The following is a 25,396-nucleotide window of genomic DNA, read 5'->3' on the forward strand; positions in this document are numbered from 1 at the left end:
GCGGGTTGCCATGAAACTGCCCTCCCGCTTCTACGCAATCGTCGATCCAGGGGCGGGACATGAGCCCGTCGAACTAGCAAACCTTCTCCTCCAGGCGGGCGCGCGGATCCTGCAACTGCGCCTCAAAGAGACCTCGGGCCACGATTTCCTGGACGCCGCCAACCGCATCGGGCGCCTGTGCCGCGAGCGCGGCACTATTTTTATCGTCAATGACCGCGCTGACATTGCGATGTTGGCTGATGCTGATGGTGTGCACCTCGGGCAGCGGGACATCCCATTAGATGCCGGCCGACGCGTGGTGGGCCCCGACAAGGTCATCGGAATCTCCACCGCCAGCGTCGAGATGGCGCGTGCCGCCGAAGCCGGCGGCGCTGACTACATCGGCTTCGGCCCGATGTATCAGGGCGGATTGAAGAACATCAAGGTGGCTCAGGGACTCGAGAAACTGCGTGCGGTGCGTGCCGCGGTAAACATCCCGATTGTCGCCATCGGCGGAATCACCGAAGCAACCATGCCGGCAGTACTTGCCGCGGGCGCAGACGCGGCCGCAATAATCACCGACGTGATCAAGGCGCCCGATATCGCAGCGAAAGTCCGGACCCTGCTGGCGATAAAATAATCGCGTCGTTTCGACCCCGTGCCGCGCTCGCTCCGGGAGTGTCTTTTCTTCCGACGCTGCCGAGAATGATAGGAGCCGGGAACCTCAGATCGGAATCGCAATGCCCACCCCGCCCAGGATGAATAGCGCCCCGACCACGATGCTGTAGGTGCCGGTCAAAATCATCACCGTGCGGTAAATCGGCTCACGGAAGTTCGAGAGGTGGAACATGCCCGCCGACGCCACCGCCATCAGGGTGTTCATAGCAAGCAACCCCCCGGCGAAAGTCAGCACGCACAGCAACCCGCTCGACCAGCCTCCAACGCCGGCGGACAAGACGAACAAGCCGAGCTGGGTCGGGGTCTCCGCGCCGATGCCGTGGATGATGCCCACGCTGTACGCAGTTCGCGGACCCGGTGGTTGATTCATCGGCGCCGGCTGGGAGGACGGCGTGGTCGCGATCAACGACTTGGTCCACCTTCCTGCACTTCGGATCAATTCAAAGCGCGTCGCTGGACGAGCGTCCGGAGCGCCGCGGAACATCGCGCTCAGGACATAGGCACCGAGCACGATCAGCGTGCATCCCACCGCGCCCATGAGAATTTGGTCCGAGCCCTTGGGCAGCACCCTTCCAAACCAAACCGAAATGGCGCCCAGCACGGTGACGATGGTCGAGTGTCCCAATCCATAGAGCACCGCGAGCCCGACTGCCTGGGCAGGACGCTTGGCCGCGCCCGCCAGATCAGCGATCGCCGCAACGTGATCGTAATCTACGCCGTGCCGAAACCCGAGCAGCGCGGCAGCCGCCAACGCGGGTGCTACTCCATGATGAATCATGCGACCGTCTACGATGCTTGAGAACCCGCCAGAACTTCCTGCGCGGTGCGGATCCGACGAGCCAGTCGCGCCTCTTCGCTGGCCAGGTTCAGACAGGCCAGAGTCGCGATCGCGCCGAGAATATTCATCACGACGAACGTGTCGAAGGCGGCGTAGTACCCGCCGGACAGATCGAAGACTAGCCCGGCCCCGAATGGGCCCACCGCCGCGCCTAGCGTATTGAAGATGCCGGCTATTCCGCCTATCGATCCAAAACGTTTCAGACCCATCGATTCGGCTTGCAAAAGCGGAATCAGCACCAGCGGTGCACCAAGGGTGAGTCCGAAGACCAGGACGAACAGAGCCAGCATGACCCGATTGGCGGCGCCAAAGACCAGGGCGATTCCGAACGCGGCGCCGATAAAATTGACGGTCAATGCGATGCGCGCGCTTACCCGGTCCGAAAACAACCCCATCCCAAGTTTACCGATCGAAGCACAGACGAAGACTAGGCCCATCGCTCTGGCCGCCGCGGTCTGCGAGTAACCAAGGTTAATCAGGTGGTGAATCAGATGTAGCCCAGCACCGGCCGCTGAACAGGCAAACAAAAACTGCGCGGCAGAAACCATCCAGAATGACCGCGTACGAAACGCCTGGCCCAGTTCCAGCCCGGGCAGCGCATCGCTAGACGCCTGGAAGTTTTCTTTGGTTGCCTCGGGTGGACGACTGCGCACTTGTAAGACGACCAGCGGAAGAGCGATCAGCAGCATCGGCGCCGCCAGGGTTAGGTACGCCGCGCGCCATCCGCCCAAATCGAGGATCGCGAAATTACCCACCTGCGTCATGACCGCGCCACCCAGCGACGTTCCGGCAAAGGTGAGACCCATGGCAATGCCGCGGCGCGCGCCAAACCAGTTGGCGACGATGAGTGCTGCGGGCAGGAGTGTTGCCGCGGCAATTCCGATTCCGAGGAGGAGATAGGCGGCCATCATCATCGGGAACGAGTCGGCGCGGCTGGCGATCACAAAGGCGGCGGCAGTCATTACGATGCCGACTATCATCACGATGCGTGCTTCCAGCCGGTCCAGAAGAATGCCGATCAGCGGCCCGCTAAGTCCTGCCGACAGCGCCAGCGCGCTGGTCAGCGAGGCAGTGCGTGTATGACTCCATCCGAAGTGTTTCAGCAGCTGAGGAAAAAACAGGCTCGTGGTGTTGTAGCCGGAGCCAAATATCAGGAACAACGTGACGAACAGACTCGCCACGAGGATCCATCCCTGCCGTTCGCGAGCCGTCATCGCTAGATTCCCCCGGCAACGCCCGATTCAGTCCCGGTGGCGCGCTAGTGTCTTATAGCCGTGAGTCTCGGAGGCGTCGAGCGCGTCCTTTAAGGGTAGGTCAGGCCCAGGGTGGACCGGACCCTGGCGGGATAGAATTTGCCACCTTGAACCGGAAGATCTGCCGACTTGGGGCTTAAAGCTACTCCAGCGCGCTCATCGGTACGTAGCCCTCGAGCCCGCTCTTCATTCTGATCTTCGTATAGTCGAGCGCCACGCCGATCACGTGAACGTTGTGTCCCTTGTGGACCTCGGACACCTTCTTCGACCACTTGTTCGGCTTTTCCAGCACCGCAGAATCGGAGGTCAGCGTAAAAATCTTGTCGGTCGGTTTCACCAACTCGGCCGCCGCCGCGTCGATATAACCGGTCTCCCCCGATTTGAGTTTCACTTGCAGAAAATAGTGCGTCGCACCGGTAACGTCGATGAACTTTCCGCTTTGCGCCTGCTCGATTTGCTTGCTCGCCTTGTCGGGCTTGGCGAGGACGGCGGTGTCGTTGTTCAATTTGACGACCGCATGCGCCGGCTCGACTTCGAACTTGGTCGGCGCTCCCGCCTGGTGGCCCGTTGGAGCCGATGCCTGCTTGGGCGCTGGTTGTGGCGGCGGACTCTCGTCGGTGGGCACCACCGTGGTCTCGGGCACGTCGGATTCGTTTACCTGGGCCCGAACCGTCCAGCAGTTCGCGTGTAACAGCGTCGCCGTCAGTATCGCGGTCGCTAGCGTTCGGATCGTTCCACCCCTGGCTTCCATCGCCTCTCCCCTCCACCGCCACCGTCGTTCAACATGCGCCACACACCGTACATCGGTGCACGTCGCAAGGTTTGGTCTGGTGCTCATAGTGAGCCTTGCGGCGTTCCGACAGTAGAAACCATTTGTGAATGTGATGATCGATGAAGTCCCAGGGTAGGACCTCGTCATACGCGTAGCGGCGCGTCACGTAGAAATCGGGATTCGGCACTGAACCACGACCAGTCTCGGCCTCGCGGCGAATCTGCTTGAGTTCGCTCCAGATCTCGCCCGGCGATTGGCAATTCCTCTCGGTAAGGCGCTGGAGAATCGCGCCCACGCGACGGTCGCCCCGCGAAACCAGGGTCTGAAAGTATGCCTCGCGCGGAGATTCCGCATCTAGGTCGGCGCCGAGGCGCCCCAGCTCCGCCCGCAGCAAGGCGATCTTCCGGCGGGTGCTGCGCGGATCATCCATCGGATCCCACTGGAACGGGGTCCAAGGTTTGGGCACGAAAGGATTCAAAGACACGGTCACATGCCCGACGCGCTGGCGCGCCGCGCGCGCCCGTTCGAGAATCTTCGCAGTGAGCAGCGCTATCGCACGCACGTCGTCGTCACTTTCCTCCGGAAGCCCTACCATGAAATAAAGCTTCAGGTTTTCCACCCCCTCACCCACCATCATCGACGCGGCGCGTAAAATTTCCTCCTCGCTCAGGTTCTTGTTGATAATCCTGCGCATCCGCTCGCTGCCGGCTTCGGGTGCCACCGTCACGCTTCGCGCGCCGTTGCGTCCGAGCGCAGCCGCAAGTTGCGGCGAAATGCAATCCGCTTTCAGGGAAGAAGGCGACAGTCGGCCACCCGCATCGGCGACCCGCTCTGCGATCTCCGCAACTCCGGGCACGCTGGCCATTTCCGCGCCGACCAGCCCGATAACCTTTCGCTCTCCAAGTCCGCGCCGCACCTCGGCTACAAGCTTGTCTGGCGACCGATAACGGATCGGACGATACATGAACCCGGCCGCACAAAATCGGCAACCCCACTGGCATCCGCGGCTGGCTTCGACCAGGAACATATCACCGAAGACCGATTCCTCGGTGAGAATCAGCGAAGAGGTGTTGAAGCGATCGAGGTCGTGGATCAGACGCCTGCTGACGGTCGGTTTGGCCGGGCCTGAATAACCAACTCCCGCAAGCCGCCCCTCGTCGGCATACTCAGGATGGAAGTAATCCGGCAAGTAGGCGCCGGGGACCTCGGCCAGCGCCGCCAGCCGCGCCGGCTCGCGGCCTGTCGCAAGAAACCGCGCCAGAAACTCGGGCACCATCTCCTCGCCTTCACCAATCAAAAACAGATCGACGAACTCGGCGACCGGCTCGGGGTTCAGAAAAATCGCGGAGCCGCCCGCGATAATTAGCGGAAAGTTCCTGCCCGCGCGCTCGGCTCGTGTGAGCGGAACCCCCGCCATCCGCAGCACCCTGAGAACATTGAGATAGTCGGTCTCAAAGGCCACCGAGAAGGCGAGAATGTCAAAATCCGATAGCGCGCGTCCGCGCTCAAAGGACAACAAGCGCCCGTTCCCCGCCTGCAGTGCAGCGCGCTCGTCGGGGTCCGGCAAGAACGCGCGCTCTGCATCGACGGACGGATGTGAATCGAAGATCTGGAAGATGGCCTGGTAGCCCAGGTTGGCCATCCCAAGGCGATAGAGGTTCGGGTAGATTACGCATACCGAGACCTCGCCCCCCGAACGCCGCTCGTAGAGCAGTTTTTCCTGGGCGATCCTATCTAACGCGCGTTTGCGCGACAGATACTGGGTCTCTGGCATTGACTCCTAGATTATCGCCCCGGTTCAGGGCCGCTCAAGTGGGCGCAAATCGTTCTACACTTGGTGCAACGTAAAGGTTTTGCCCTCGCGAGCTAAGCTCCACCGCACGTGGGTCCAATCACGCGCTCAGGATGCGTGTACACGTTGAACGCGCCATCGCGCAGAAATCCCAGCAGAGTGACTCCGACTTGGTCCGCCAATTCCACCGCCAGCGACGAGGGCGCCGACACCGCCGCCAGCAGCGGCGCCCCAGCGGCCGCCACCTTCTGGACTATTTCGAAGCTCAATCTTCCACTCACCATCACCAGCGAATCGTCGAGCGGTAGCGCGTTCCGACCCATCGCCCACCCGATAAGCTTGTCGACCGCATTGTGGCGGCCAATGTCTTCGCGCAGCGCGCGCAGAGCTCCGGACCGATCGAACAGGGCCGCGGCGTGGACTCCCCCGGTCTCGGCAAAAATTGTCTGCTCGCCACGCATCTTGGCGCTTAGGCTCAGCAGTACCGCTGCCTCCAGCGCAAAGTTGCCGGGGGAAAGCGGAGCGATTCTCCTTTCAATGGCCTCGATGGAGGTCTTGCCGCAGAGTCCGCAACTCGCGGTCATCGCGAAGTTGCGTTGCAGCCGTTCGCGCAAGTCTTCGACCGGCACGTGCAGAATGACGTCGATGACGTTGGGCTCGGGCTTTCCGGCCCTTCCGCGCACCCGCCGAATCTCGCCAATCTCATTCGCAGCACTGACAAATCCTTCGGCGAAAAGAAATCCCGTGACCAGCTCCTCGTCATCGCCCGGGGTCCTCATCGTGACTGTGAAGCGGCGCCCGGCCAGACGAATCTCCAGCGGTTCCTCGACTGCCAGCAGATCCCGCCCACTCCTGAAGCTCGACGCGCGCCATCGCCGCGTCGCGCGCTCCAGGGTTTTCTTGCCGCCGAAATCCGCCACTATGGTAGATTATCATTGCCCTCGAGAAGCGTGAACCTCCGGGAGGAAGTGTCGATGAATCGCCAGCCGGTCAGTCCCGATACCACTCACAGGGTCGCGCGGAGTCTCCTGAGGAAGCGGGAGGTGGTCGCCGCGCCGCGTCCGAAGTCACCGACGTTGCGATTGGTGACAGCGAGCGTTGGATGAATCGACAGTGTGCGGAGGACTGATTCTCGCGAGCGGTATCGTCGACCCTGCGCCATCCCCGATGCGTCTTTCAGGTTCTGCGACTCCTGGTTTTCAGCGCTTCGGCGGTCAGTTCCAGGCGCACGTCAGCGTTGCGGATGCCATCGACCGGCGTTTTGAAGCGCTCGTCGCTCAGCCATTCGAGCCGTTAGAGCGCGCGGCACATCCCCTGCCATTCGGAATCGGTGTTGGCGGCGGCGGTGATATAGCCGTCGGTGGTCTCGAAGATCAGCTCGCGCGCGCGAGCCACGCGGATACTGCTGCGGTTGTTGCCGACGAACGTGTAAGCGGCCATCCCCTCGGGCCACAGGGGGGCGATTACCGCATCCAGCATCGCCAGCCGCACGTGCTGTCCCTCGCCGGTGCGTTGGCGCGCGAGCAGCGCCACGGTCATCGCCTGCACGGCGGTGAGCGCGGTGACCTTGTCCGGGATGATCAGGCGAATCATGTGCGGCCGCCCGGTTTCGACGTCGGCCTGGATCGCGGCGAGTCCCGAGAGCGCCTGGATTACAGGATCATAAACCCACTGGTCTGCGTAAGGCCCGCTCTCGCCGCTTATCGAGACGTAAACCAAATCGGGTTTGACCCCGCGCAGCGCCGCCTCGCCGATGCCGAGCCGCTCGGCGACGCCAGGCCGATGGTTTTGCACGAAGAGATCGGCGCGCGCGACCATCCGCTTGAGCAGCTCGAGCTCGCGCGGATCGCGCAGGTTAATCGCGGCCGAACGCTTGTTGCGATTGATCACGGCGAACGCGGGAGCGACGCCGCGCCGCGTGCCGCCCATCGCGCGCGTGAAATCGCCGATTCCCGGCGGCTCGACCTTTTGACTATGTCGGCGCCCTGATCGCCAGGATCATCGTCGCCATCGGGCCGGAGAGGTTCTGCGTGACGTCAATGACGCGGATGCCGCTCAACGGACCGGTGGGCGATGCTGCCATGATCGCGTTCCTCTTTTGATAGCCGCCGAGGGCGCGCCTGCGGGCGTGCAGCGATTAACGAAACGCGGGGAGGACCTCTTTGGCGATTGTTTCCATGTTGTGTTCGATATCCTCGTGGCGGCAGGCCCAGCTGAACATCACGCTGCGCGCGCCGGCGTCCACGTATTCGCGCAGGCGCTTGCGGCAATCTTCGGGACTGCCGTAGAGCACGTAGCGGCCGGCGATCTTCGAGAAATCCTGGGCATAGTTTTTGCCCAGCGAGCGCGCGGCCACTTCTGCGGCTTCTTTGCGATCCGGATAGACCGAAGTGAAGATGAAGAGCCCCGGGCGAAACGCGCTCATGTCGCGTCCCTCTTCGCGGCCGAATGCTTCGATCTTGGAGATGCTCTCGCGCAGCATCTCCGGCGTGTACATGTAGGGCAGCCATCCGTTGGCGTACTTTGCCGCGCGGCGCATCGCCGGCTCCTTGCGTCCGGCAACCCAGATCGGCGGATGAGGCTCTTGTGTCGGCGCGGGATCGAGCGTGACGCCGGAGAAGCGCGAGTAGCGGCCATTGAAGGTGACGTCTCGTTCGGTCCACAGGCGGCGAATCACTTCGAGGGCTTCGTTCGAGCGCGACGCGCGCTGTTTGACCGGCACGCCGATCGCCTCGAATTCTTTGGGAAATTCGCCGCCGATGCCGATGCCTAGGTGGTAACGGCCGCCGGAGGCGACGTCGAGCACCGCAGCCTGCTTCGCCAGCATCACGGGGTTGTACAGCGGCAGCAGCACGATCGAGCTCATCAGCCTGATCTTCTCGGTGGCGCCCGCGGCCATCGCGAGCGCGATGAGCGAATTTGAAACCGGCCCGTGGAACATCACGTGTTCGCCGCAGGTCAGGTAGTCGTAGCCGAGGCGCTCGGCAGACTGTGCGAACTCGACCACACCTTTAACCGAGGTCAGCGCCACGCCAAATTCAATCGATGATGCCACCGTGTTCCTCCGGTTCGGTCCAAGCGGGTGCGCGAATGGCGACCGCGCTCCGTTTCACGCCGCGGACTTGATGCCGCACACCCGATGCTGCAAAAAGCTACTGCGCCCGCTCAGCGCTGCGCGAACTCCGCCAGAGCCGCCGCCAAGTTATGACTGTGCCTGGCGCCGCCCCCGAGGTTGATCAGCGCGTAGCGCTCGTCTGCATCCAGGCGCTCCCACGCCGCCTGGTCCAGGCGCGCCCTCGGCGCGCGCTGCGCCGCGACCTCCGCCGGCAACGTGTGCGGCGGTTCTGCGATCGCGCGCTCGCTTTCGGCCAGCGTCTTGGGCTGCTCGCCGCAAGCGCGCTCGACCGCCTCGGCGATGAACAGGTTGAGGGTTTCGCGTTGGTTTTCATGGTCGATCGGGAGATGACAGATGGCCAGGCGCTCACCGCGGCCGAGCGCTTGCCACTGCTTGAGCCCGATTTTGACGCCGACGCGGTCCAGCTTTTGCCGCACTGCCATCGGAACGCCGGCGAGCGACTGGTGCATCTCCTCCTCGAACATGAATTCGCGCATCATGAGTGACTCTCCGTCAGGCGATCCTAACAATTGTCGGGGCGCGCTCCCAAATACGAAAAACACAGACCGGCCGCGACAGCAATCGCGCGCCGCCGACGCTCTTGACGGGGGCGCTCCCGCTGGCGGAACCTTGAGCGGGGAAGGACTCGATATCCCGATGAACTCTGCGCGAAACGGCTTCGACCCGCAGGCGGTGGAAGCGATCGCGACGCGTCTTCGAGCGCAGCCGGGCGCGCTGATGCTTATTCTGCGCGAAGTTCAGGATCGCCTGGGCTGGGTGCCGGCGGCGAGCGTGCCGGTGATAGCGCAGGTGCTGAATCTATCCCGCGCCGAGGTCCATGGCGTGGTCACCTTCTATCATGATTTTCGCCATGAGCCGCCGGGACACAACGTGCTCAGACTTTGCCACGCCGAGTCGTGCCAGGCCATGGGCGCGGTCGCGCTCGCCGAGCATGCCTGTCGCCGCCTCGGTATCGGCTTCGGCGAGACCACACCCGATCGCGAGTTCACGCTGGAAGCCGTCTATTGCCTTGGGAATTGCGGATGCTCGCCGGCGATGCTGCTCAACGGGGAACCGTACGGGCGGCTGACGCCCGAGCGCCTCGATGACCTGCTGGCCGAATGCCGGGAGAATCGCCGATGAGCGCGACGGTGTTCGTCCCGCGCGATTCGGCGGCGCTATCGCTCGGCGCGGAAGGGGTCGCCCGCCTGATCGCATCCGAGGGCGCGCGCCGCAAAGTCGAGCTCAATGTGGTGCGCAACGGTTCACGCGGGATGTTCTGGCTGGAGCCGCTGGTCGAGGTCGCAACCGCGCGCGGCCGTTTTGCGTACGGGCCGGTGTCGCCATCGGACGTCCCGTCGCTTTTCGATTGCGGTTTCCTGTCCGGCGGTGCGCATCGGCTGAGCCTCGGGCCAATCGAGGAGATCGGCTACCTCAAGCGCCAGGAGCGGCTCACCTTCGCCCGCGTCGGCATCGTCGATCCGGGGTCGCTCGACGACTACCTGGCACACGGCGGTTATCGCGGACTTGCGCGCGCGCTCGATTTGCCGGCGGAAAAGATCGTCGATGAAGTAATGACATCCGGCTTGCGCGGCCGCGGCGGCGCGGGATTTCCAGCGGGAATCAAGTGGCGCACCACGCAGCAAGCCTCCGCGCCCCGAAAATACGTGGTCTGCAACGCCGACGAGGGCGATTCGGGCACATTCTCTGACCGCATGATCATGGAGGGCGATCCCTTCGTGCTGATCGAGGGGATGACGATCGCCGCGGTGTGCGCGGGCGCCCAGCAGGGCTACATCTATTTGCGATCGGAGTACCCGCACGCGGCGATGGCGCTCAACGAAGCGATCGGCGCGGCCTACCAGCGCGGCTATCTCGGTCAGAAAATCGCCGACAGCGCGCATGCCTTCGATCTCGAGGTGCGGATGGGCGCCGGAGCTTACGTCTGCGGCGAGGAGACTGCAATGCTCGAAAGTCTCGAGGGCAAGCGCGGGATGGTGCGCTTCAAGCCGCCCGTGCCCGCGGTGGCCGGGCTCTTCGGCCAACCGACGATAGTTAACAACGTGGTCTCGCTTTCGACCGTGCCGATAATCCTCGAACGTGGCGGGGAGTTCTACAAGGAGTACGGGATGGGCCGGTCGCGGGGCACGATGCCTATCCAGCTCGCCGGCAACGTAAAATATCCCGGGCTGGTCGAGAAGGGGTTCGGCGTCACCCTGCGCGAGTTGATCTATGATTACGGCGGCGGGACGTTCAGCGGGCGGCCGTTGCGCGCGGTGCAAGTTGGCGGTCCGCTCGGCGCATACTTTCCCCCCGGCATGCTCGACGTGCCGATGGACTACGAAGCGATGGCGGCGAAGAAGGGGATTGTCGGCCACGGCGGTATCGTCGTTTTCGACGACACGGTCAACCTGGCGCGGCAGGCGCGCTGGGCGTTCGAGTTCTGCGCGATCGAATCCTGCGGCAAGTGCACGCCCTGCCGTATCGGCTCGACCCGCGGCGCAGAGGTGCTCGATCGTATCGCCAATCGTAAGGACCGCGCCGAGGCGCTCGGTCTGCTGCGCGACCTTTGCGACACGATGACCTACGGATCGCTCTGCGCGCTGGGCGGTCTGACGCCACTGCCGGTGTTGAGCGCGCTGCGCTATTTCCCTGAGGATTTCGGCCTTACGGCGACCGACGTGGCATGGACCGGCTGACTGACGTAAAATTAATCTAGCGCTTGAGGTTGTGCGCGGGCGATCCGCGTGGAGATTGAGCCAGTGCTATCGAAAACCGATCGCGACTATGGAACTCCGGCGCGCACCTCCGCCAAACTGGTAACGCTTGCCATCGACGGCCGCGAAGTGACCGTGCCCGAGGGTAGCTCGGTGATGCGCGCGGCGGCGCTGGCCGAGGCCGCGATCCCGCGCCTGTGCGCGACCGATTCGCTCGAGCCGTTCGGCTCTTGTCGCCTCTGCCTCATCGAGATCGAGGGCCGCAACGGCTATCCCGCGTCATGCACGACTCCGGTCGAAGCCGGGATGAAGGTGCGGACGCGCTCGCCGATGCTCGAGCGGCTGCGGCGCGGCGTGATGGAACTCTACATGTCGGACCATCCGGCGGATCGCACGACGTGCGCCGGAAATGGAAATTGCGAGCTGCACGCGATGGCCGATGCGGTCGGAGTGGGCGCAGTCCGCTACGGATGGGTGGGCCGCAATCACCTGGAGGCGGCGCGCGACATCTCGAACCCGTACTTCGCATTCGATCCCGCGCGATGCATCGTGTGCTCGCGATGCGTGCGAGCGTGCGAAGAGGTCCAGGGCACATTCGCACTGACGATTGACGGGCGCGGGTTCAATTCGGTGATTTCGCCGAGCCAGCATCAGCCGTTCCTCGAGTCTGAATGCGTCTCGTGCGGCGCCTGCGTGCAGGCCTGCCCGACCGACGCGCTGGTCGAAAAGTCGATGCTCGAGCGCGGCCTGCCGCAACGCTCGGTCACCACCACCTGCGGTTATTGCGGCGTGGGCTGCTCGTTCAAGGCCGAGGTCAAAGGCGACGAAGTCGTGCGCATGTTGCCCAACCGCGACGGGATGCCGAACCATGGACATTCGTGTGTGAAGGGGCGCTTCGCGTGGGGCTACGCAACGCATCCGGACCGGGTGCTCACCCCGATGGTACGCGAGAAAATCACCGATGCGTGGCACAGCGTGTCGTGGGACGAAGCGATCGGATATGCGGCCCGACGTCTGCGGGAAGTGCAAACCCGGTACGGCCGCGGCGCGATCGGCGGTATCACCTCGTCGCGCTGCACCAACGAGGAGACGTACCTGGTGCAGAAAATGGTGCGCGCAGCCTTCGGCAACAACAATGTCGATACCTGCGCGCGCGTCTGCCATTCGCCTACCGGATATGGGCTCAAGACCACGCTTGGCACTTCGGCTGGCACGCAGGACTTCGATTCCGTGCTGCAAGCCGACGTTATCCTGGTAATCGGCTGCAACCCCACCGACGGCCATCCGGTGTTCGCCTCGCTGATGAAGCGGCGGCTGCGCCAGGGAGCGAAGCTGATTGTCGCCGATCCGCGCGCAATCGACCTGGTGCGCACACCGCATATCGAGGCCGCGTACCATCTGCAACTCCTGCCCGGTACGAATGTCGCGCTAATCAACGCGTTCGCGCACGTCGTGCTGAGCGAAGGGCTGGACAACGAGGACTTCGTTCGCGAGCGCTGCGAATGGCCGGCATACGAATTGTGGAAGAAGTTCATCCTTGAAGAACGCAACTCCCCCGAAGCCGCCGCCAGGGCGACCGGCGTTGCGGCGGAGGAGATTCGCGCCGCCGCCAGGCTCTACGCGACCGGCGGCAACGCCGTCATCTATTACGGCCTCGGCGTAACCGAACATAGCCAGGGCAGCACCATGGTGCTCGGGATGGCGAACCTGGCGATGGCGACCGGCAATCTCGGCCGGTCGGGCGTCGGCGTGAATCCGCTGCGCGGGCAGAACAACGTGCAGGGATCGTGCGACATGGGATCGTTCCCGCACGAGTTGACCGGCTATCGCCATATTTCGGACACGACCATGCGCTCGAGCTTCGAGGATGCATGGAAAGTCAGGCTTGATGCGGAACCCGGCCTGCGCATCCCGAACATGTTCGACGCGGCGCTCGACGGAAGCTTCCGTGGGCTTTACATCCAGGGCGAGGATATCGCGCAGTCCGACCCGAATACGCATCATGTGACCGCCGCGTTGAGCGCTATGGATTGCGTGATCGTGCACGACATCTTCTTCAATGAGACGGCGAAGTACGCGCACGCTTTTCTCCCCGGCTCCTCGTTCCTTGAAAAGGATGGCACCTTTACCAACTCGGAACGGCGTATCTCGCGCGTGCGCAAGGTGATGCCGCCGCTGGCGGGCAAGGCCGACTGGGAAGTCACCTGTGAACTCTCGACCGCGTTCGGCTATCCGATGCACTACGCGCATCCGTCGGAGATCATGGACGAGATTGCGCGCCTGACCCCGACCTTTGCTGGGGTCAATTACGAGAAGCTCGATCGGCTGGGCTCGGTGCAATGGCCATGCAACGATAAGGCACCCGCGGGCACGCCGGTGATGCACGTCGGCACGTTCGCGCGCGGCAAGGGCCGCTTCGTGATCACCGAGTACATCCCGACTGACGAGCGAACCGGCCCGCGCTTTCCGCTGGTTCTTACCACCGGGCGCATTCTCTCGCAGTACAACGTCGGCACGCAGACCAGGCGCACTCCCAACGTCGTGTGGCATCATGAAGATCTGCTGGAAATTCATCCGCACGATGCAGAGCAGCGCGGGGTGAAGGACGGGGCGTGGGTCAAGGTCAGTAGCCGCGTTGGCGAAACCACGATGCGCGCGCACGTGACCGAGCGTGTGCCGCCCGGCGTGGTCTATACGACGTTCCATCATCAGTCATCCGGCACCAATATCGTGACGACCGAGAACTCGGACTGGGCAACCAACTGTCCCGAGTACAAGGTGACCGCGGTGCAGGTGATGCCGGCCGGCGAAGCGAGCGGGCCGATTGCGGCCGGGCAGGGCGCGCCAGCCCATCCGGCGGCCGGCCGCTAAGCTTCAGTAGCGGCAAATTCGGAGCAGCCTCGCGCGATGGACATTCATCACCTGGTGACGATGGCGAACCAGATCGCCGAATTTTTTCGCAGCTCGAATCCCGATCGCGCGGAAGCGGTTGCTGCCACCGTACAGCATCTGCGGAGCTTCTGGGATCCGCGGATGCGCCGCGAGATCATCGCGCGCGTTAACGATGGAGCGGATGTATCGGAACTCAACGAGATCGCGCGCGACGCTATCCGTCGGCTCGCACAAGACAGTGCCGCGAAGACGGTTGCGTGAATACGTGCGGCAGCTATCACGATGCGCGAACATGAACGTGAAAATCCGCTAGCGCGGGGCATCGCGGACGCCGACAGCATCCGCCGGCATCCGGCGCGCGAGTTCAGCCGCGGCCGGTTTGTGGAAGCTGACGAGCGGCTCGCAGTCGAGGAGCCGCTGGAAATCCGGCTCGGCGGGCGGGCGCTTCACGCTCACGATGCGCACGCCGGGTCATGATGAGGAATTGGTCGCGGGCTTTCGGCTGGCGGAAGGCTTTATCGAATCGCGCGACGACCTCGATGAGATTCGGCGCGTGCGCGGGGGCGTTCTGAAACCGCCGCTGCATCTGGCGTACTAACCAAAGCGCCGCCCTGGCACGGATGGATAACGGCGGACACCTTTCTGCTTTCGCTGGCGTCGGCAACCTTCGCACTGGCCGCACTGTTCGTGCTGCTCCGACCCGGGGAAATGAATGCGATCGTACGGACACGCGTTTTACGCGGTTTTTCCGTTGATGCTCGCCGGTCTGGTGTGCCTGATCGTAGACCTCGGAGACCCCGCGCGGTTTCATCACATGCTTCGAGTTTTCAAACTGAGCTCTCCGATGTCGGTCGGCGTGTCGACGATCGGCGCTTTTGTTTTCATCGCGTTCCTCGCCTTGGTAGCCTCGGTTCTCAATCTGCCCACAGCCGTGATGCAGATCATTGCGATCGCCGGTCTCATTCCGGCGCTCATCGTCGCCGCCTACAAAGGCGTCTTGTTGAGCACCACTGCGCAGCCGGGTTGGCGTACCATGCGCTGGCTCGGGGCCGCTTTCGCGCTATCGGGCATATCGATGGGAGCTGCGATCTTGCTTGCGATCGCCTCAAATGCCAGCGACTTGGGCGCCACTCGTATCTTGCGTTTCATCCTGATGTGGCTCTTGGTGCTCAACGCCCTTGCGGTCCGGCGCATCCTGGGTCGCGTCGATATGGCAGGCCATCTAAGCGACCTCGGAAGTCACAGCACGGCGTCGCGGGTAGGTTTGCACTACACCGGTTTCATTGTGGTCGGCCTTGGACTGCCCATAGTTCTCTGCGCGCTTTCCAAAGGCGCATCAGCCGTCGACGCGGCAATCGTCCTTATCGTCCTGGCCGGCGCCTTGCTCTCCCGACACTACCTGGTGATGCTGCCGCACCGCGCGACCCCGGATCCTACTTGAAGCAACTCTTTAAATAGCCCGGCGCTGGAAGGTGGTCCCTTGAGGCGTCAACTTCAACCTCGTCATCCGGAGCAGCGGGTGCGCTTTTTGGGTCGAGATTTTGGCGCTTGACGGGCGCGCTCTGGGAATTCAAGTCCCGCGCCTTCGGGGAACAACAAAATGCTCCAGCAGTGAACGCCCTCGTCCAAACTTAAAGGATTGCTTAAGGGCCTCGGTCACGTAGCGCTTGGCCGCGCTCACCGCCCCTTCCAGCTCAACCCCGCGCGCCAGGTATGCGGCAATCGCCGCCGAAAATGCGCATCCAGTCCCATGCGCCGCGGTTCCAGCGATTCTCCGCGCGCGTAGCCAACGCAGGTGGTGGCCATCGAACAACAGGTCTGATGACTCGCTACCCGCGCGGTGCCCACCTTTGATAACCACCACCCGCGCGCCCATCCGGACTAAGCGCTCCGCCGCAGCACGCATCTGCTCATCGTTGGTAATGCGGATTCCGGTCAATGCTTGCGCTTCGGCAATATTAGGCGTGACTACTTTCGCGAGCGGGATCAGATACTTCACCAGCGCCGCCTCACCGGCACGATCGAGCAGCCTGACCCCGGCACTCGACACGATGACCGGATCGACAACCGGCGCCTCAAGGCGCAGATTCTCGATCACTCGCACGACACAGCGCACCGCCGCGCCGTCGCCCAGCGCTCCGATCTTGATCTCATTCGGACGACGTTCTTGCGCAAGCAACTCCACCTGGCGCGCTATCATTCGAGGCGAGACCCGCTCGATATCTCGCACCGTCGAACTGTTCTGCGCGATAACCTGGGTGATGGCCGAATATCCATAGACCCCGAGCGCAGCAAAGGTCTTCAAGTCGGCCTGAATTCCCGCGCCCCCACCCGGGTCGCTCCCCGCGATAGTAAGAACGATGCTCTTGGCTTGACGGTTAACCATAACTGCGTCTGCGTGACCCGCCGCTAGCAGAACCTAGTCGACCAGAAAAGCGTTCGAAAGCGCGCATTTTCGCAAGCTCGCATTGCGCGATCCGCGGGTCGCGAGGTATTGATCCGAAACGGCGGCGTGTCGCCGGGACCCGCGTTTTATGCCGAGCCGGGATCAATCAGAATTTCTCAATCTGCCTTTCCAGGCAAAGCTGGAATTCCTGTACGGTCTTCCGGCCCGGCAGAAGCGCGACCTGATCCTCTCAGCTCCCGAAGCCGAGCGACTGGTCCAATCCTTCTCGCCCGAGACTTTGTTCTACACGCTCAAGGAAATCGGCTCCGCCGACGCGAGCGATTTGCTGAGCCTCGCTCTCCCCGAGCAGGTGAAGTCCCTGTTCGATCTGGACTGCTGGAACAAGGACCGTCCCAACTTCCGCCGAATGCGTGAATGGATCGAGTCTCTCGCGGAAGCCGGACGCAAGCGGATGGCCGACGCCCTGATGGAACTAGACATGGAGATCGTCGCGCTGCTCCTGCGCGGCTACATCAAGGTGCATCGCCTCGAAGACCCCTCGCTGTCAGCGGACCCTCCCTCGAATCGTTACGTGCAGTTCGACGAGCACTACCTGATCGAGTTTATTCGCAACGATGACATCACGTCCGCGATCGGCGATTTCCTCGAAGAAGCGTTTGAACGCGAATACAAGTACTTTGCCGGCCTGCTGGAGGAGGTCTATTGGGGAGTGGAAGCGGAACTCGAGGAACAGGCCTACCAGTTCCGCCGCGCGCGGCTCAGCGACCGTGGATTCCCCGACTACTTCGAAGCGCAGGATGTATTCGCCTACCTGAATCCCCGCGACTTCATGGCGATTCGCGATCGCCACGAAAAGCCGAGCCGCGCTGATCTGCTCGGCGACGAAGTGGTCATTCCTCCCGATGCTGCTCCCGCGATCGCCGACGGCGACAATTCGCTGCTCAACGCCGCCCTGACGGCGGGCTTTGCGGCGGAAGGTAAGCGACAGCTCCGCAGCGAGATGGCAATGGTTTCAAACCAGGTGCTGGTGGCACGGGCGGTCGATTTCGGTGACCTGGACGCGGTCCATGAAGCAATCGCAACTACCCATCATTACCTGAATCTCGGCCTGGAAAATCTTGCGGGTGGCGATCTGCCCAATGCGATCGAGCATCTTCGCGACACCCACCTAAAGCATCTGTTCCGCCTCGGTGTGAGTCTCACGATCGATCTGCGCAAGCGCACCGAACACACCCTCGGGCTGCTCGGGCTCAAGCCGCAAAGCGTGCGGCAGATTTTCCATTTGGACTCGCCCTATCGCGAGGCGATTGCAGGCTTTCTGGCACGGTTTCCGCGGTTTTATTCAGCGCTCGATGGGACCGGCGGAGTGGCCATGCGCGATTTCCGCAGCATGCGCGATCTGCACCTGAGCTACGCAATTCTCGACCAGGTTGACGCGATGCCGACCTTGTTCGGCACCTTACTCGACATCGATATAGCTTCCGCTGCTTTCCGCGCAGAGGTCGCCGCCCGTGAAGTTCGCCTCAGCCAGATCCTACTGACGGCCTTGGCCCGCCACGCGCTCGATGGCCGCCTGGTGCCGGAACCGATCGAATCATCGCGGCTCTCCGCGCTGCGCGGCGCAATCATTTTACGCAACGGTAAGCCGGGAAGACTCAGCGAGTCGTTCCGTGCGTCGGTTCAGCAAACCATACGCGACCACCTGGATGATGCTACTCGCCTGGCCAGCGCGGATTTCGTGAACTCTTGTCTGAACGTGCTCGAGGAAGACTTCGCCGAACTCGGCAAGGAAATTGACCCGCGGTTCCTGCGGTCGGTTCTGATTCGCCGCGCGTGACTTTTCGCCGCCCCGTTGACCCCACCACCTGGCATTTTTTCAGTGTTTCTCAGGGAGGCCGCGTAACCGAACTTGTTTTGCAACGCGACCTAAAACACAATTCAGGTCCTACGCGGAAGTGTGAAGCACGAGCATGAAGCGCACCGGCCACCGGGACGCCGCCTCGAGCCACCCGTGCATTGAGGCTGGTTATCGATGACGTCGCCGACTCCCGAGACCGCCCACTCATCACCCACCGAGCGCCTGCGGCGCAGGCATGTCTGGCATAGTTTCAATTTTTGGCTGGTAGCATTCACCGCCGTCTACTCGCTGATCTCACTGGGCGCCTTGCGTGTCGCCATCCTGTCCTCCCGCATGGCCCGGCAAAGCGCCGACGCCAGCATCGCTACGGTTCGCGCATGGCTTGATATCCATACGCTCAAGTTCGTTCATTCGCTTCCCAACGCCCCCCAGCCCGGGGCTCCGGAATTCTCGCTAACCGTGGAAAATCTGGGCAGAACCCCAGCCAAACAGCTGGCGGTTACGGTTGAGTTTGTCTTTGACGATCAATCGGCCGACAAACAGTTCACCCGTTGTCCCGAGACCAATCTCATCCGTAATCCCTTCATGGTAGCAGGTCCCCCCGGCGAGCCGTTCACTTTCCCGCTCGGCGCCAACTTGGCGGCCAAGTTGGCACAGCTGAACGGAGCCGCGGACAGCGGTCTCAGCCTCTACGCGCACGGTTGCGTCCGCTATCACGACGTGATGACCAATCTGCAGCGATTGACCGAATTCTGCGTGCGCTATTACGGCGGCGACAACTACGAGATGTGCGACAATTCCAACCTGATGGACTGATTAGCGAGCAAACGAGACGTTGTGCTCGGCGCCGTCGTGGCTGACCCTGAGCACCACCGTTTTTCCCGGTTCGGTGTTCGCCTCTTTTGCGAACTCCGCCGGGCTGCCGACCGCGCGCAGCCCCACTTGGGTAATGACGTCGCCGCGCTCTATCGCGTTCTTCGCCGCGCTCGCATCTAGATCCGCTATCAGCACGCCCCGGGAAGCGTGAAAATATTGCGCCAGTGCCGGGGTAAGTTCTTCAACCGTGATTCCCATCGCGGTTACCGTGCGCGGCGCCGAGCGGGCACCGATTGCGGGCGCCGGCTCATTCTCGAACAACTTGGAAGCGACGAAAATGGGCGCGCCGAGATTCGCGGCGAGCGCGATCGCATCGCTGGGACGGCTGTCGATCTTGGTTTTTCCACCATTCATATAAATCGTCGCGTAGTAGACCTCATCGCGCAGGTCCGAGATCGAGACGCAATCGACCCGCTCGCCATTCGCCTGGATGATTGCCTTCATCAGATCGTGGGTAAACGGGCGCTCGAGTTGTACACCCTGCAGGGCTCGTGCAATCGCGTCGGCCTCAGGGTCACCGATCAAAATAGGCAGTTGATGCTCATGGTCGAGGCTGCTGAGCACTACGAAATGTACCTGGGTGGAATCGTCGATGTGTACCGACTCCACTTTCACCTCGATTTCGCCAGGTCCCACTTCGGCGGCCGGGTCGGGCGGCGACGCGCTGTGGCGGGCACACGAGCACGCGGTGCAGACTGCGGCCAGCATCAGCAAACAGAGGCGCCGTGCACTCGCGCGCTCCATGTCCCGAATCTACGCGCGCACGGGAGGTAAGCCAAACGGAACCGCCGGCTTGAACAGCTTTGGAGAAAGCGGCGCGACTTTCAGCTGCGCGTCAGGTCTCGTTTGCTTTTGAAACCGCGTGCGACGACGTACAACTCCGATGAGCCCGGCCGGGTCGCGGCCGGGCGGGTCACCTCGACGTGCTCAAAGTCGCGCTCGAAGTCCTCAAGAATCTGTTTGAAATCACCGCCCATGAAAACCTTGGCGACCAACGCGCCGCCGGGTTTCAACGCTCGCCTTGCAAAATTGCGGGCCGCCGCCAACAAGCGTTCCGACTGTGCTTGGTCACGCACGGTGATTCCGCTCAGTTTTGGTGCAAGGTCGCTGGTAACCAGGTCAGCCGGACCACCGAGCACGGCGATCGCGCGCTCGAGCGTCTCGACATCGGTGATGTCGCCCACGATAGTTACCGCCGGCGGTGGCGGGTTTGCGCATCGGGTAAGGTCAACGCCGACTACCCGGCCCGCGGGGCCCACCGCGCCGGCGAGTATCACCAGCCATCCGCCTGGCGCGCATCCGAGGTCGACGATTCGCGCGTCGCGCCGCACCAATCTTGAGCGGGTAATTATTTCTTCGATTTTGAACGCAGCGCGCGAGACCAACCCCTGCGCGCGCGCCTTGCGATAATATTTGTCGTGCGGCTGATAGGTCGCCATTGTGGATTACCTGCCGAGAGCTGTGACCCGCGGCTCTAGGCCAGCAATCTCCCGACCGCTATCGTTAAGCACTCGGCGTTGCGTATGAGTTCCGTAATGTCATCTACCCGACTCGACAATTTGAACCCCGAGCAGCGTGCGGCGGTCCTCGCGCCAGACGGTCCGATACTCATCCTGGCCGGCGCTGGTTCAGGTAAGACTCGCGTTCTGACCTATCGTATCGCTCACCTTCTTGGAGAACGCAACGCGGATCCCCGACGCGTGCTGGCGGTTACCTTCACGAATAAGGCCGCCGCTGAAATGCGCGATCGCATTGGTACCTTGCTCGGCCCCGCGGCGCGGCCGCCGTGGGTCAGCACCTTCCATTCGATGTGCGCTCGAATCTTGCGCCAGGAGTGCGAGGCGTTGGGCTTCGAACGCAACTTCTCGATTTTGGATGAAGGCGATTCGATCACGGTGCTCCGTGGCGTAATCGAAGAGGCGGCGCTCACCGATACTCCGCCGCTCGAACTGGTGCGCGCGCGCATCGAGCAGGCCAAGAACGAAGCAATTTCGCCGGCCGCGCTGGCAACCTCCGCCGGAAATGGACGCGAAACCGCGATCGCGACCTTGTATCGCCTTTACCAGGAGCGGATGAGCGCCATAAACGCCATGGACTTCGCCGATCTCCAGATGCAGGTCTGGATGCTGTTCGAGCAGGATCGCGAGGTTCTCGCCCGCTGGCAATCGCACGCAGACCATCTGCTGGTCGACGAATATCAAGACACCAATCACGTTCAATACCTGCTGGTTCGTGCACTATCCGCCGGCAGCGCCAATCTCTGCGTGGTCGGCGACGAGGATCAGTCGATCTACGGATGGCGCGGCGCTGACATCCGCAACATCCTGGCGTTCGAAAACGATTTTCCCGATGCGACAATATTCAAGCTTGAGCAGAACTACCGTTCCACCAAGGTCATTCTCGCTGCCGCCGGAGGTGTGATTCGCAACAACACCGAACGCAAGGAGAAAACCCTCTGGACCGAGAACGAGACCGGCGAACCAGTCGTGTATTACACCGGGACGACGGAACGTGACGAAGCCGACTTTATCGCGCGCGAAGTCGCTCGGCTGGTTGCCTCGGGCGCCTTCCAGCCCGCCGATTTCGTAGTTTTCTACCGCGTCAATGCGCAGTCGCGCGTGATCGAAGAGGCACTCGTGCGACGCCGCGTTCCCTACTACGTGGTGGGTGGCGTCCGATTCTACGAGCAGCGCGACGTTAAAGACATGCTCGCATACCTGCGGGTGCTCGCAAATCCGGCCGATTCGGTTAGCCTCGAACGGATGGCCGGGACACCACCGCGCGGGATTGGCGCCAAAACCCTGGAAGTGGTCGGAGAGATCGCCGCACGCGAGCGCATCCCGTCGTTCGAGGCGCTAGGCCGGCTGGAAACCGAATCCAGGGTAGCCCTGCGAATCGCCAAAACCGCAGGCGCGCTCTATGGGTGGATGCGCGAACTGTCGGCCAATGCTGCAACCATGCCGATGCAAGAGATCATCAGTACCATCGTCAGCTACTCAGGCTTCGAGGCCTACCTCGAAAGCCTTCCCGATGCGACGGCCCGCAAACAGAACCTTGCCGAAATGCTCGCTGCGGCCGCCGCCTTCGATGCAGAAGGAGAACCAGGACGGCTCGCCGACTTTCTGGACCGAGTCGCACTGGTCAGCGATGCCGACCAGGTAGCCAACGAAGGAGGCCGCGCCGCGCTCATGACCCTGCATACCTCCAAAGGGCTGGAATACCCCGTGGTCTTCATCGCCGGGATGGAGGAGGGGTTGTTCCCGCACAACCGCTCGCAAGACAGCAGCGACGAAATCGAGGAGGAAAGGCGTCTGTGCTATGTCGGCATGACCCGCGCCCGCCGCCTCCTCTATCTTTCGAACACGTTCTCGCGCGAACTGTATGGGGTGCGACAGGAGTCGCGGCCCTCCAGATTTCTCGGCGAAATTGATGGCGGCCTGCTTCGCCGAATCGCGCCCGAGGGGCCGCGCACCAGCTCGCGCGAAGGCGCAGCGCGCGAGCCATACGTCGACTACAGCGATGGACAACTTGAGGGTGGTGAAGAACCCCATGAGGTGGTGGCAGTCGGCGCGCGGGTGGTGCACTCCACCTTTGGCCGCGGGATCGTCCGCCGACGCGAGGGACGCGGCGATGCCGCTAAGGCCTGGGTCGATTTCGATCGCGCTGGCCTGAAGTTACTTGTGCTAAGATTCGCGAATCTGAAGCCGATTGCCGACTAGGCGGGCATGGCCTACAATTTGGCTGCAAAGTCGTTTGGTTCAGTTGGCGGGCGCGAGCGGATCTGCGACAGGAAATGACCTTATTCGGCTTGAAGTACTCACCCTACCGCGTTTTCAGATGGTCAATTGCGGCGCTTGTGCTCGTCGCCGCGCTGTGGGCGCTGCCCCGCATCGCGCTGGGATGGAGTGACGATCAGTTCAACAAGCGGCCTCTGTACGCGTACCCACTTCCCCAGGGCCGCGACAACATCATTGGCAACCTGGTCACCTATCGGCTGGAAAAGGGCGACACACTTCTGGATGTCGGAAGATGGTTCGGCGTGACCGCGCCGGAGATCTCCAACGCCAATGGACACATCGATTGGTGGTCGCCGCCGGCCGGCAGAGACATCACGCTCCCGGACGAGTTTATTTTGCCCGACACTCCCCATGTCGGGATCATCCTCAACATCCCGGAGATGCGGATCTATTACTACTATCCGTCCCCCACTGGACCGGTCCTTGGCAAGGGCAAGGTGACCAAAGCCTCGATGTCGATTAAATCGAGCGTACGTCCGGACGTGGTCTACACTTTCCCCGTTGGTCTCGGTCGTTACGACTGGAAGACACCGGTGGGCGCCTTCACGGTCAAAGGGAAGACCAAGAACCCCACCTGGGTGGTCCCCCTCGACATATACCAGGAGCACCTGGAGCGCGATGGCGAGGCCGACCATATGATTCCTGGCGGCGATCCGGACAATCCGCTTGGCCTCTATCGACTCGAATTGACACTCCCGGAATACGCCCTGCACGGCACTAACGTTCCGTGGGGTGTCGGGATGGAAGTAAGCCACGGATGCGTGCGCCTGTATCCGGAAGACATCGATCGGCTGTTTCACAAGGTGAAAGTCGGGACCCCGGGCGAATTCGTATATCAGCCGATCAAATTTGGATGGCGCGGAGAGGCGCTCTACGTCGAGGTGCATGACGACCTCTACGGGCGCTTCCCGGGTGCCTGGGCTCATGCGCTCGAGGAAGTAAGGCAACGCGGTCTCGAAGACCAGGTGGATATGACCAAGCTCCAGAAAGCGGTCGAGCAGAAAACTGGCATTCCTACTTACATAATGCCGGGGCCGCTTCCGGACGGGACCGCCGGGTAGTTTGAGGCCCAGCTCGACGAGCTTGCGGCAGACCCACCTTGCCCGGGTTTTGACCTATCCTTATACTCGCCAAAGTCGCCCTTTACCGTGCTGGAGCGGTTCTAACGGGCGGCTCGAACACGGCAACTTCGTGTGGATGAGCGCTCGCTGACGCTCGCCCCTAAAAGCACCGCATGCGCCAGATACCATTCCATCGTCCCTCGATGGGCCCCGAAGAGGAACGTGAAGTCATCGAGACCTTGCGTTCCGGCTGGATCACCACTGGACCCAAGGCAAAGCAGTTCGAAAAAGAATTTGCCAAGTACGTCGGCGCCCGCAACGCGCTCGCCGTCGCGCACTGTACCGGAGCACTCCACCTGTCGCTTTGGGCGCTCGGCTTGGGGCCAGGCGATGAGGTCATAACCACCCCGTTCACCTTCACCGCGACCGCGGAGGTCATGGGCTACCTTGGTATCAAGCCGGTGTTTGTCGACGTTGACCCGGGAACCTTCAACCTCAGTCCCGCGCGTGTGGAGGAAGCCCTCGAGGGAGGACGTCATCGGCGCGTGCGCGCCCTCCTCCCGGTTCACTTCGCCGGCCATCCCTGCGATATGGATCGGCTTCTTGCCATCGCGCGGCAGTACGAGCTGAAGATAGTTGAAGATGCAGCTCACGCGGCGGGTGCAGCACGCTACCTCGACGGTCGCGGGATGACCCGAATCGGAACGGTTGGCGACCTCACTTGCTTCAGCTTCTACGCGACCAAGAATTTTACTTCGGCGGAAGGTGGTATGATTACCACCGCCGACGACACCCTGGCCGAAAAAATCGCCGTGGCGAGCCTCCACGGGATGAACAAGGATGCGTGGAAACGCTACGACACCACCGGCTCGTGGTTCTACGAAATTCACGATCTCGGTTTCAAGTACAACCTCTCGGATGTTCACGCCGCGATCGGGCTTGCGCAGCTTAGGCGCGCTGACCAACTGATGCACCGCCGCGGCGAAATCGCCAAACACTACAGTGATGCGTTTCGCGACTGCGACGCCTTTCAGGTTCCCTACGCTGAATCCGGTTTAGAACACCCGTGGCACCTGTATGTGCTCCGCATGAAGCCGGACCTGCTGCGCATCGGGCGGGGCCAGTTCGTAGAGCTGTTGCGCGAGCGCGGGGTGGGAACTTCAGTACACTGCATTCCGCTGCACACCATGCACTACTATCAGCGAGCGTACGGCTATCGTAACGGCGATTTCCCGGTCGCCGAGGATATTTACAACCGGTGTTTCTCTCTGCCGATCTACGCCTCGATGAGTGACGAAGACGTGGCGTACGTGATCGAGATGGTACTTTCGATCGCCGGCGAAAACCGGCGCTGAAGGAGA

General features: G+C 62.4%; 24 protein-coding genes and 1 pseudogene. 13 read left to right on the forward strand and 12 right to left on the reverse strand.

Annotation, left to right across the window (positions count from 1 at the left end):
• The first annotated feature begins 10 nt into the window (after nucleotides 1-10).
• Nucleotides 11-619: a thiamine phosphate synthase gene (gene thiE, locus VGI36_20495; protein HEY2487531.1), complete on the forward strand. Its 609-nt coding sequence runs from the start codon at nucleotides 11-13 to the stop codon at nucleotides 617-619.
• An 84-nt stretch (nucleotides 620-703) separates the two neighbouring features.
• Here thiE and VGI36_20500 read toward each other — a convergent pair whose 3' ends face one another.
• From VGI36_20500 to VGI36_20540, 9 genes and pseudogenes are all read right to left on the reverse strand, one after another.
• A complete protein-coding gene (locus VGI36_20500) occupies nucleotides 704-1,435 on the reverse strand; it encodes a hypothetical protein (protein HEY2487532.1) in 732 nt (243 codons plus the stop codon).
• An 8-nt stretch (nucleotides 1,436-1,443) separates the two neighbouring features.
• The gene (locus VGI36_20505; protein ID HEY2487533.1) at nucleotides 1,444-2,709 is read right to left on the reverse strand and encodes an MFS transporter; all 1,266 of its coding nucleotides are present in this window, start codon (nucleotides 2,707-2,709) and stop codon (nucleotides 1,444-1,446) included.
• A 181-nt stretch (nucleotides 2,710-2,890) separates the two neighbouring features.
• Nucleotides 2,891-3,499 (reverse strand): hypothetical protein, encoded by a 609-nt coding sequence (locus VGI36_20510; GenBank protein ID HEY2487534.1) that lies wholly within the window; start codon nucleotides 3,497-3,499, stop codon nucleotides 2,891-2,893.
• 28 nt (nucleotides 3,500-3,527) lie between these two features.
• Nucleotides 3,528-5,294 carry a radical SAM protein gene (locus tag VGI36_20515; GenBank protein ID HEY2487535.1) on the reverse strand — a complete coding sequence of 589 codons (1,767 nt, stop codon included), beginning with the start codon at nucleotides 5,292-5,294 and terminating at the stop codon, nucleotides 3,528-3,530.
• Between the two features lie 92 nt (nucleotides 5,295-5,386).
• The gene (gene fdhD / locus VGI36_20520) at nucleotides 5,387-6,232 is read right to left on the reverse strand and encodes a formate dehydrogenase accessory sulfurtransferase FdhD (GenBank protein ID HEY2487536.1); all 846 of its coding nucleotides are present in this window, start codon (nucleotides 6,230-6,232) and stop codon (nucleotides 5,387-5,389) included.
• A 373-nt stretch (nucleotides 6,233-6,605) separates the two neighbouring features.
• Nucleotides 6,606-7,268, reverse strand: a pseudogene (locus VGI36_20525) (CoA transferase).
• 16 nt (nucleotides 7,269-7,284) lie between these two features.
• Complete coding sequence (locus VGI36_20530) at nucleotides 7,285-7,395, reverse strand: CoA transferase (GenBank protein ID HEY2487537.1); 111 nt, start codon at nucleotides 7,393-7,395, stop codon at nucleotides 7,285-7,287.
• Nucleotides 7,396-7,449: 54 nt separating this feature from the next.
• Nucleotides 7,450-8,367, reverse strand: a complete 918-nt coding sequence (locus VGI36_20535) for an LLM class flavin-dependent oxidoreductase (protein HEY2487538.1) — start codon at nucleotides 8,365-8,367, stop codon at nucleotides 7,450-7,452.
• 110 nt (nucleotides 8,368-8,477) lie between these two features.
• Nucleotides 8,478-8,927 carry a nitrate reductase associated protein gene (locus tag VGI36_20540; protein ID HEY2487539.1) on the reverse strand — a complete coding sequence of 150 codons (450 nt, stop codon included), beginning with the start codon at nucleotides 8,925-8,927 and terminating at the stop codon, nucleotides 8,478-8,480.
• A 157-nt stretch (nucleotides 8,928-9,084) separates the two neighbouring features.
• Here VGI36_20540 and VGI36_20545 point away from each other — a divergent pair, with 157 nt between their 5' ends.
• From VGI36_20545 to nrfD, 7 genes are all read left to right on the forward strand, one after another.
• A complete protein-coding gene (locus VGI36_20545) occupies nucleotides 9,085-9,570 on the forward strand; it encodes a formate dehydrogenase subunit gamma (GenBank protein HEY2487540.1) in 486 nt (161 codons plus the stop codon).
• Nucleotides 9,567-11,126, forward strand: a complete 1,560-nt coding sequence (locus VGI36_20550) for an NADH-ubiquinone oxidoreductase-F iron-sulfur binding region domain-containing protein (GenBank protein HEY2487541.1) — start codon at nucleotides 9,567-9,569, stop codon at nucleotides 11,124-11,126. The genes VGI36_20545 and VGI36_20550 overlap by 4 nt, the downstream gene beginning before the upstream one ends.
• Before the next feature lie 63 nt (nucleotides 11,127-11,189).
• Nucleotides 11,190-14,015, forward strand: a complete 2,826-nt coding sequence (gene fdhF / locus VGI36_20555) for a formate dehydrogenase subunit alpha (protein ID HEY2487542.1) — start codon at nucleotides 11,190-11,192, stop codon at nucleotides 14,013-14,015.
• Between the two features lie 36 nt (nucleotides 14,016-14,051).
• Entirely contained in the window at nucleotides 14,052-14,297 is a 246-nt protein-coding gene (locus VGI36_20560) for a formate dehydrogenase subunit delta (protein ID HEY2487543.1), read from the forward strand.
• A 21-nt stretch (nucleotides 14,298-14,318) separates the two neighbouring features.
• Complete coding sequence (locus tag VGI36_20565; GenBank protein ID HEY2487544.1) at nucleotides 14,319-14,513, forward strand: hypothetical protein; 195 nt, start codon at nucleotides 14,319-14,321, stop codon at nucleotides 14,511-14,513.
• The gene (locus VGI36_20570) at nucleotides 14,494-14,634 is read left to right on the forward strand and encodes a hypothetical protein (protein ID HEY2487545.1); all 141 of its coding nucleotides are present in this window, start codon (nucleotides 14,494-14,496) and stop codon (nucleotides 14,632-14,634) included. Before VGI36_20565 ends, VGI36_20570 begins: the two co-directional genes overlap by 20 nt.
• 114 nt (nucleotides 14,635-14,748) lie before the next feature.
• Nucleotides 14,749-15,477, forward strand: coding sequence for an NrfD/PsrC family molybdoenzyme membrane anchor subunit (nrfD, locus tag VGI36_20575; protein HEY2487546.1), 729 nt, complete (start codon nucleotides 14,749-14,751; stop codon nucleotides 15,475-15,477).
• A 129-nt stretch (nucleotides 15,478-15,606) separates the two neighbouring features.
• Here the strand turns inward: nrfD and thiD are convergent, their stop codons facing one another.
• Nucleotides 15,607-16,422 carry a bifunctional hydroxymethylpyrimidine kinase/phosphomethylpyrimidine kinase gene (gene thiD / locus VGI36_20580; protein HEY2487547.1) on the reverse strand — a complete coding sequence of 272 codons (816 nt, stop codon included), beginning with the start codon at nucleotides 16,420-16,422 and terminating at the stop codon, nucleotides 15,607-15,609.
• Nucleotides 16,423-16,570: 148 nt separating this feature from the next.
• On the opposite strand from thiD, the gene VGI36_20585 reads away from it, so the two are divergent.
• Nucleotides 16,571-18,280, forward strand: coding sequence for a DUF6178 family protein (locus VGI36_20585; GenBank protein ID HEY2487548.1), 1,710 nt, complete (start codon nucleotides 16,571-16,573; stop codon nucleotides 18,278-18,280).
• Between the two features lie 195 nt (nucleotides 18,281-18,475).
• Nucleotides 18,476-19,117: a hypothetical protein gene (locus VGI36_20590; protein ID HEY2487549.1), complete on the forward strand. Its 642-nt coding sequence runs from the start codon at nucleotides 18,476-18,478 to the stop codon at nucleotides 19,115-19,117.
• Here the strand turns inward: VGI36_20590 and VGI36_20595 are convergent, their stop codons facing one another.
• Nucleotides 19,118-19,921, reverse strand: coding sequence for a bifunctional nuclease domain-containing protein (locus VGI36_20595; GenBank protein ID HEY2487550.1), 804 nt, complete (start codon nucleotides 19,919-19,921; stop codon nucleotides 19,118-19,120). It lies immediately after the preceding gene.
• Nucleotides 19,922-20,001: 80 nt separating this feature from the next.
• On the reverse strand, nucleotides 20,002-20,616 hold the full coding sequence (locus tag VGI36_20600) for an RlmE family RNA methyltransferase (protein ID HEY2487551.1): 615 nt from the start codon (nucleotides 20,614-20,616) through the stop codon (nucleotides 20,002-20,004).
• 96 nt (nucleotides 20,617-20,712) lie between these two features.
• On the opposite strand from VGI36_20600, the gene VGI36_20605 reads away from it, so the two are divergent.
• The 3 genes from VGI36_20605 (at nucleotide 20,713) to VGI36_20615 (ending at nucleotide 25,390) form a co-directional block, all read left to right on the forward strand.
• Nucleotides 20,713-22,896: a UvrD-helicase domain-containing protein gene (locus tag VGI36_20605; protein ID HEY2487552.1), complete on the forward strand. Its 2,184-nt coding sequence runs from the start codon at nucleotides 20,713-20,715 to the stop codon at nucleotides 22,894-22,896.
• Between the two features lie 74 nt (nucleotides 22,897-22,970).
• Nucleotides 22,971-24,035 (forward strand): L,D-transpeptidase family protein, encoded by a 1,065-nt coding sequence (locus tag VGI36_20610; GenBank protein ID HEY2487553.1) that lies wholly within the window; start codon nucleotides 22,971-22,973, stop codon nucleotides 24,033-24,035.
• A gap of 173 nt (nucleotides 24,036-24,208) precedes the next feature.
• Nucleotides 24,209-25,390 (forward strand): DegT/DnrJ/EryC1/StrS aminotransferase family protein, encoded by a 1,182-nt coding sequence (locus tag VGI36_20615; protein ID HEY2487554.1) that lies wholly within the window; start codon nucleotides 24,209-24,211, stop codon nucleotides 25,388-25,390.
• Nucleotides 25,391-25,396: the final 6 nt, after the last annotated feature.

Source organism: Candidatus Binataceae bacterium (assembly GCA_036495685.1).
Taxonomy (GTDB): Bacteria; Desulfobacterota; Binatia; order Binatales; family Binataceae; genus JAFAHS01.

Excerpts from the sequence above, each read along its gene's own strand:
- VGI36_20505 (HEY2487533.1), bottom strand. The coding sequence starts at position 2,709 with ATGACGGCTCGCGAACGGCAGGGATGGATCCTCGTGGCGAGTCTGTTC.
- thiE (HEY2487531.1), top strand. The coding sequence starts at position 11 with ATGAAACTGCCCTCCCGCTTCTACGCAATCGTCGATCCAGGGGCGGGA.
- VGI36_20590 (HEY2487549.1), top strand. The coding sequence starts at position 18,476 with ATGACGTCGCCGACTCCCGAGACCGCCCACTCATCACCCACCGAGCGC.
- VGI36_20510 (HEY2487534.1), bottom strand. The coding sequence starts at position 3,499 with ATGGAAGCCAGGGGTGGAACGATCCGAACGCTAGCGACCGCGATACTG.
- VGI36_20540 (HEY2487539.1), bottom strand. The coding sequence starts at position 8,927 with ATGATGCGCGAATTCATGTTCGAGGAGGAGATGCACCAGTCGCTCGCC.
- VGI36_20610 (HEY2487553.1), top strand. The coding sequence starts at position 22,971 with ATGACCTTATTCGGCTTGAAGTACTCACCCTACCGCGTTTTCAGATGG.
- thiD (HEY2487547.1), bottom strand. The coding sequence starts at position 16,422 with ATGGTTAACCGTCAAGCCAAGAGCATCGTTCTTACTATCGCGGGGAGC.
- VGI36_20595 (HEY2487550.1), bottom strand. The coding sequence starts at position 19,921 with ATGGAGCGCGCGAGTGCACGGCGCCTCTGTTTGCTGATGCTGGCCGCA.
- VGI36_20515 (HEY2487535.1), bottom strand. The coding sequence starts at position 5,294 with ATGCCAGAGACCCAGTATCTGTCGCGCAAACGCGCGTTAGATAGGATC.
- VGI36_20600 (HEY2487551.1), bottom strand. The coding sequence starts at position 20,616 with ATGGCGACCTATCAGCCGCACGACAAATATTATCGCAAGGCGCGCGCG.
- VGI36_20550 (HEY2487541.1), top strand. The coding sequence starts at position 9,567 with ATGAGCGCGACGGTGTTCGTCCCGCGCGATTCGGCGGCGCTATCGCTC.
- VGI36_20570 (HEY2487545.1), top strand. The coding sequence starts at position 14,494 with ATGCGCACGCCGGGTCATGATGAGGAATTGGTCGCGGGCTTTCGGCTG.
- VGI36_20560 (HEY2487543.1), top strand. The coding sequence starts at position 14,052 with ATGGACATTCATCACCTGGTGACGATGGCGAACCAGATCGCCGAATTT.
- VGI36_20565 (HEY2487544.1), top strand. The coding sequence starts at position 14,319 with ATGCGCGAACATGAACGTGAAAATCCGCTAGCGCGGGGCATCGCGGAC.
- VGI36_20605 (HEY2487552.1), top strand. The coding sequence starts at position 20,713 with ATGTCATCTACCCGACTCGACAATTTGAACCCCGAGCAGCGTGCGGCG.
- VGI36_20530 (HEY2487537.1), bottom strand. The coding sequence starts at position 7,395 with ATGGCAGCATCGCCCACCGGTCCGTTGAGCGGCATCCGCGTCATTGAC.
- VGI36_20500 (HEY2487532.1), bottom strand. The coding sequence starts at position 1,435 with ATGATTCATCATGGAGTAGCACCCGCGTTGGCGGCTGCCGCGCTGCTC.
- VGI36_20545 (HEY2487540.1), top strand. The coding sequence starts at position 9,085 with ATGAACTCTGCGCGAAACGGCTTCGACCCGCAGGCGGTGGAAGCGATC.
- nrfD (HEY2487546.1), top strand. The coding sequence starts at position 14,749 with ATGCGATCGTACGGACACGCGTTTTACGCGGTTTTTCCGTTGATGCTC.
- VGI36_20615 (HEY2487554.1), top strand. The coding sequence starts at position 24,209 with ATGCGCCAGATACCATTCCATCGTCCCTCGATGGGCCCCGAAGAGGAA.
- VGI36_20585 (HEY2487548.1), top strand. The coding sequence starts at position 16,571 with ATGCCGAGCCGGGATCAATCAGAATTTCTCAATCTGCCTTTCCAGGCA.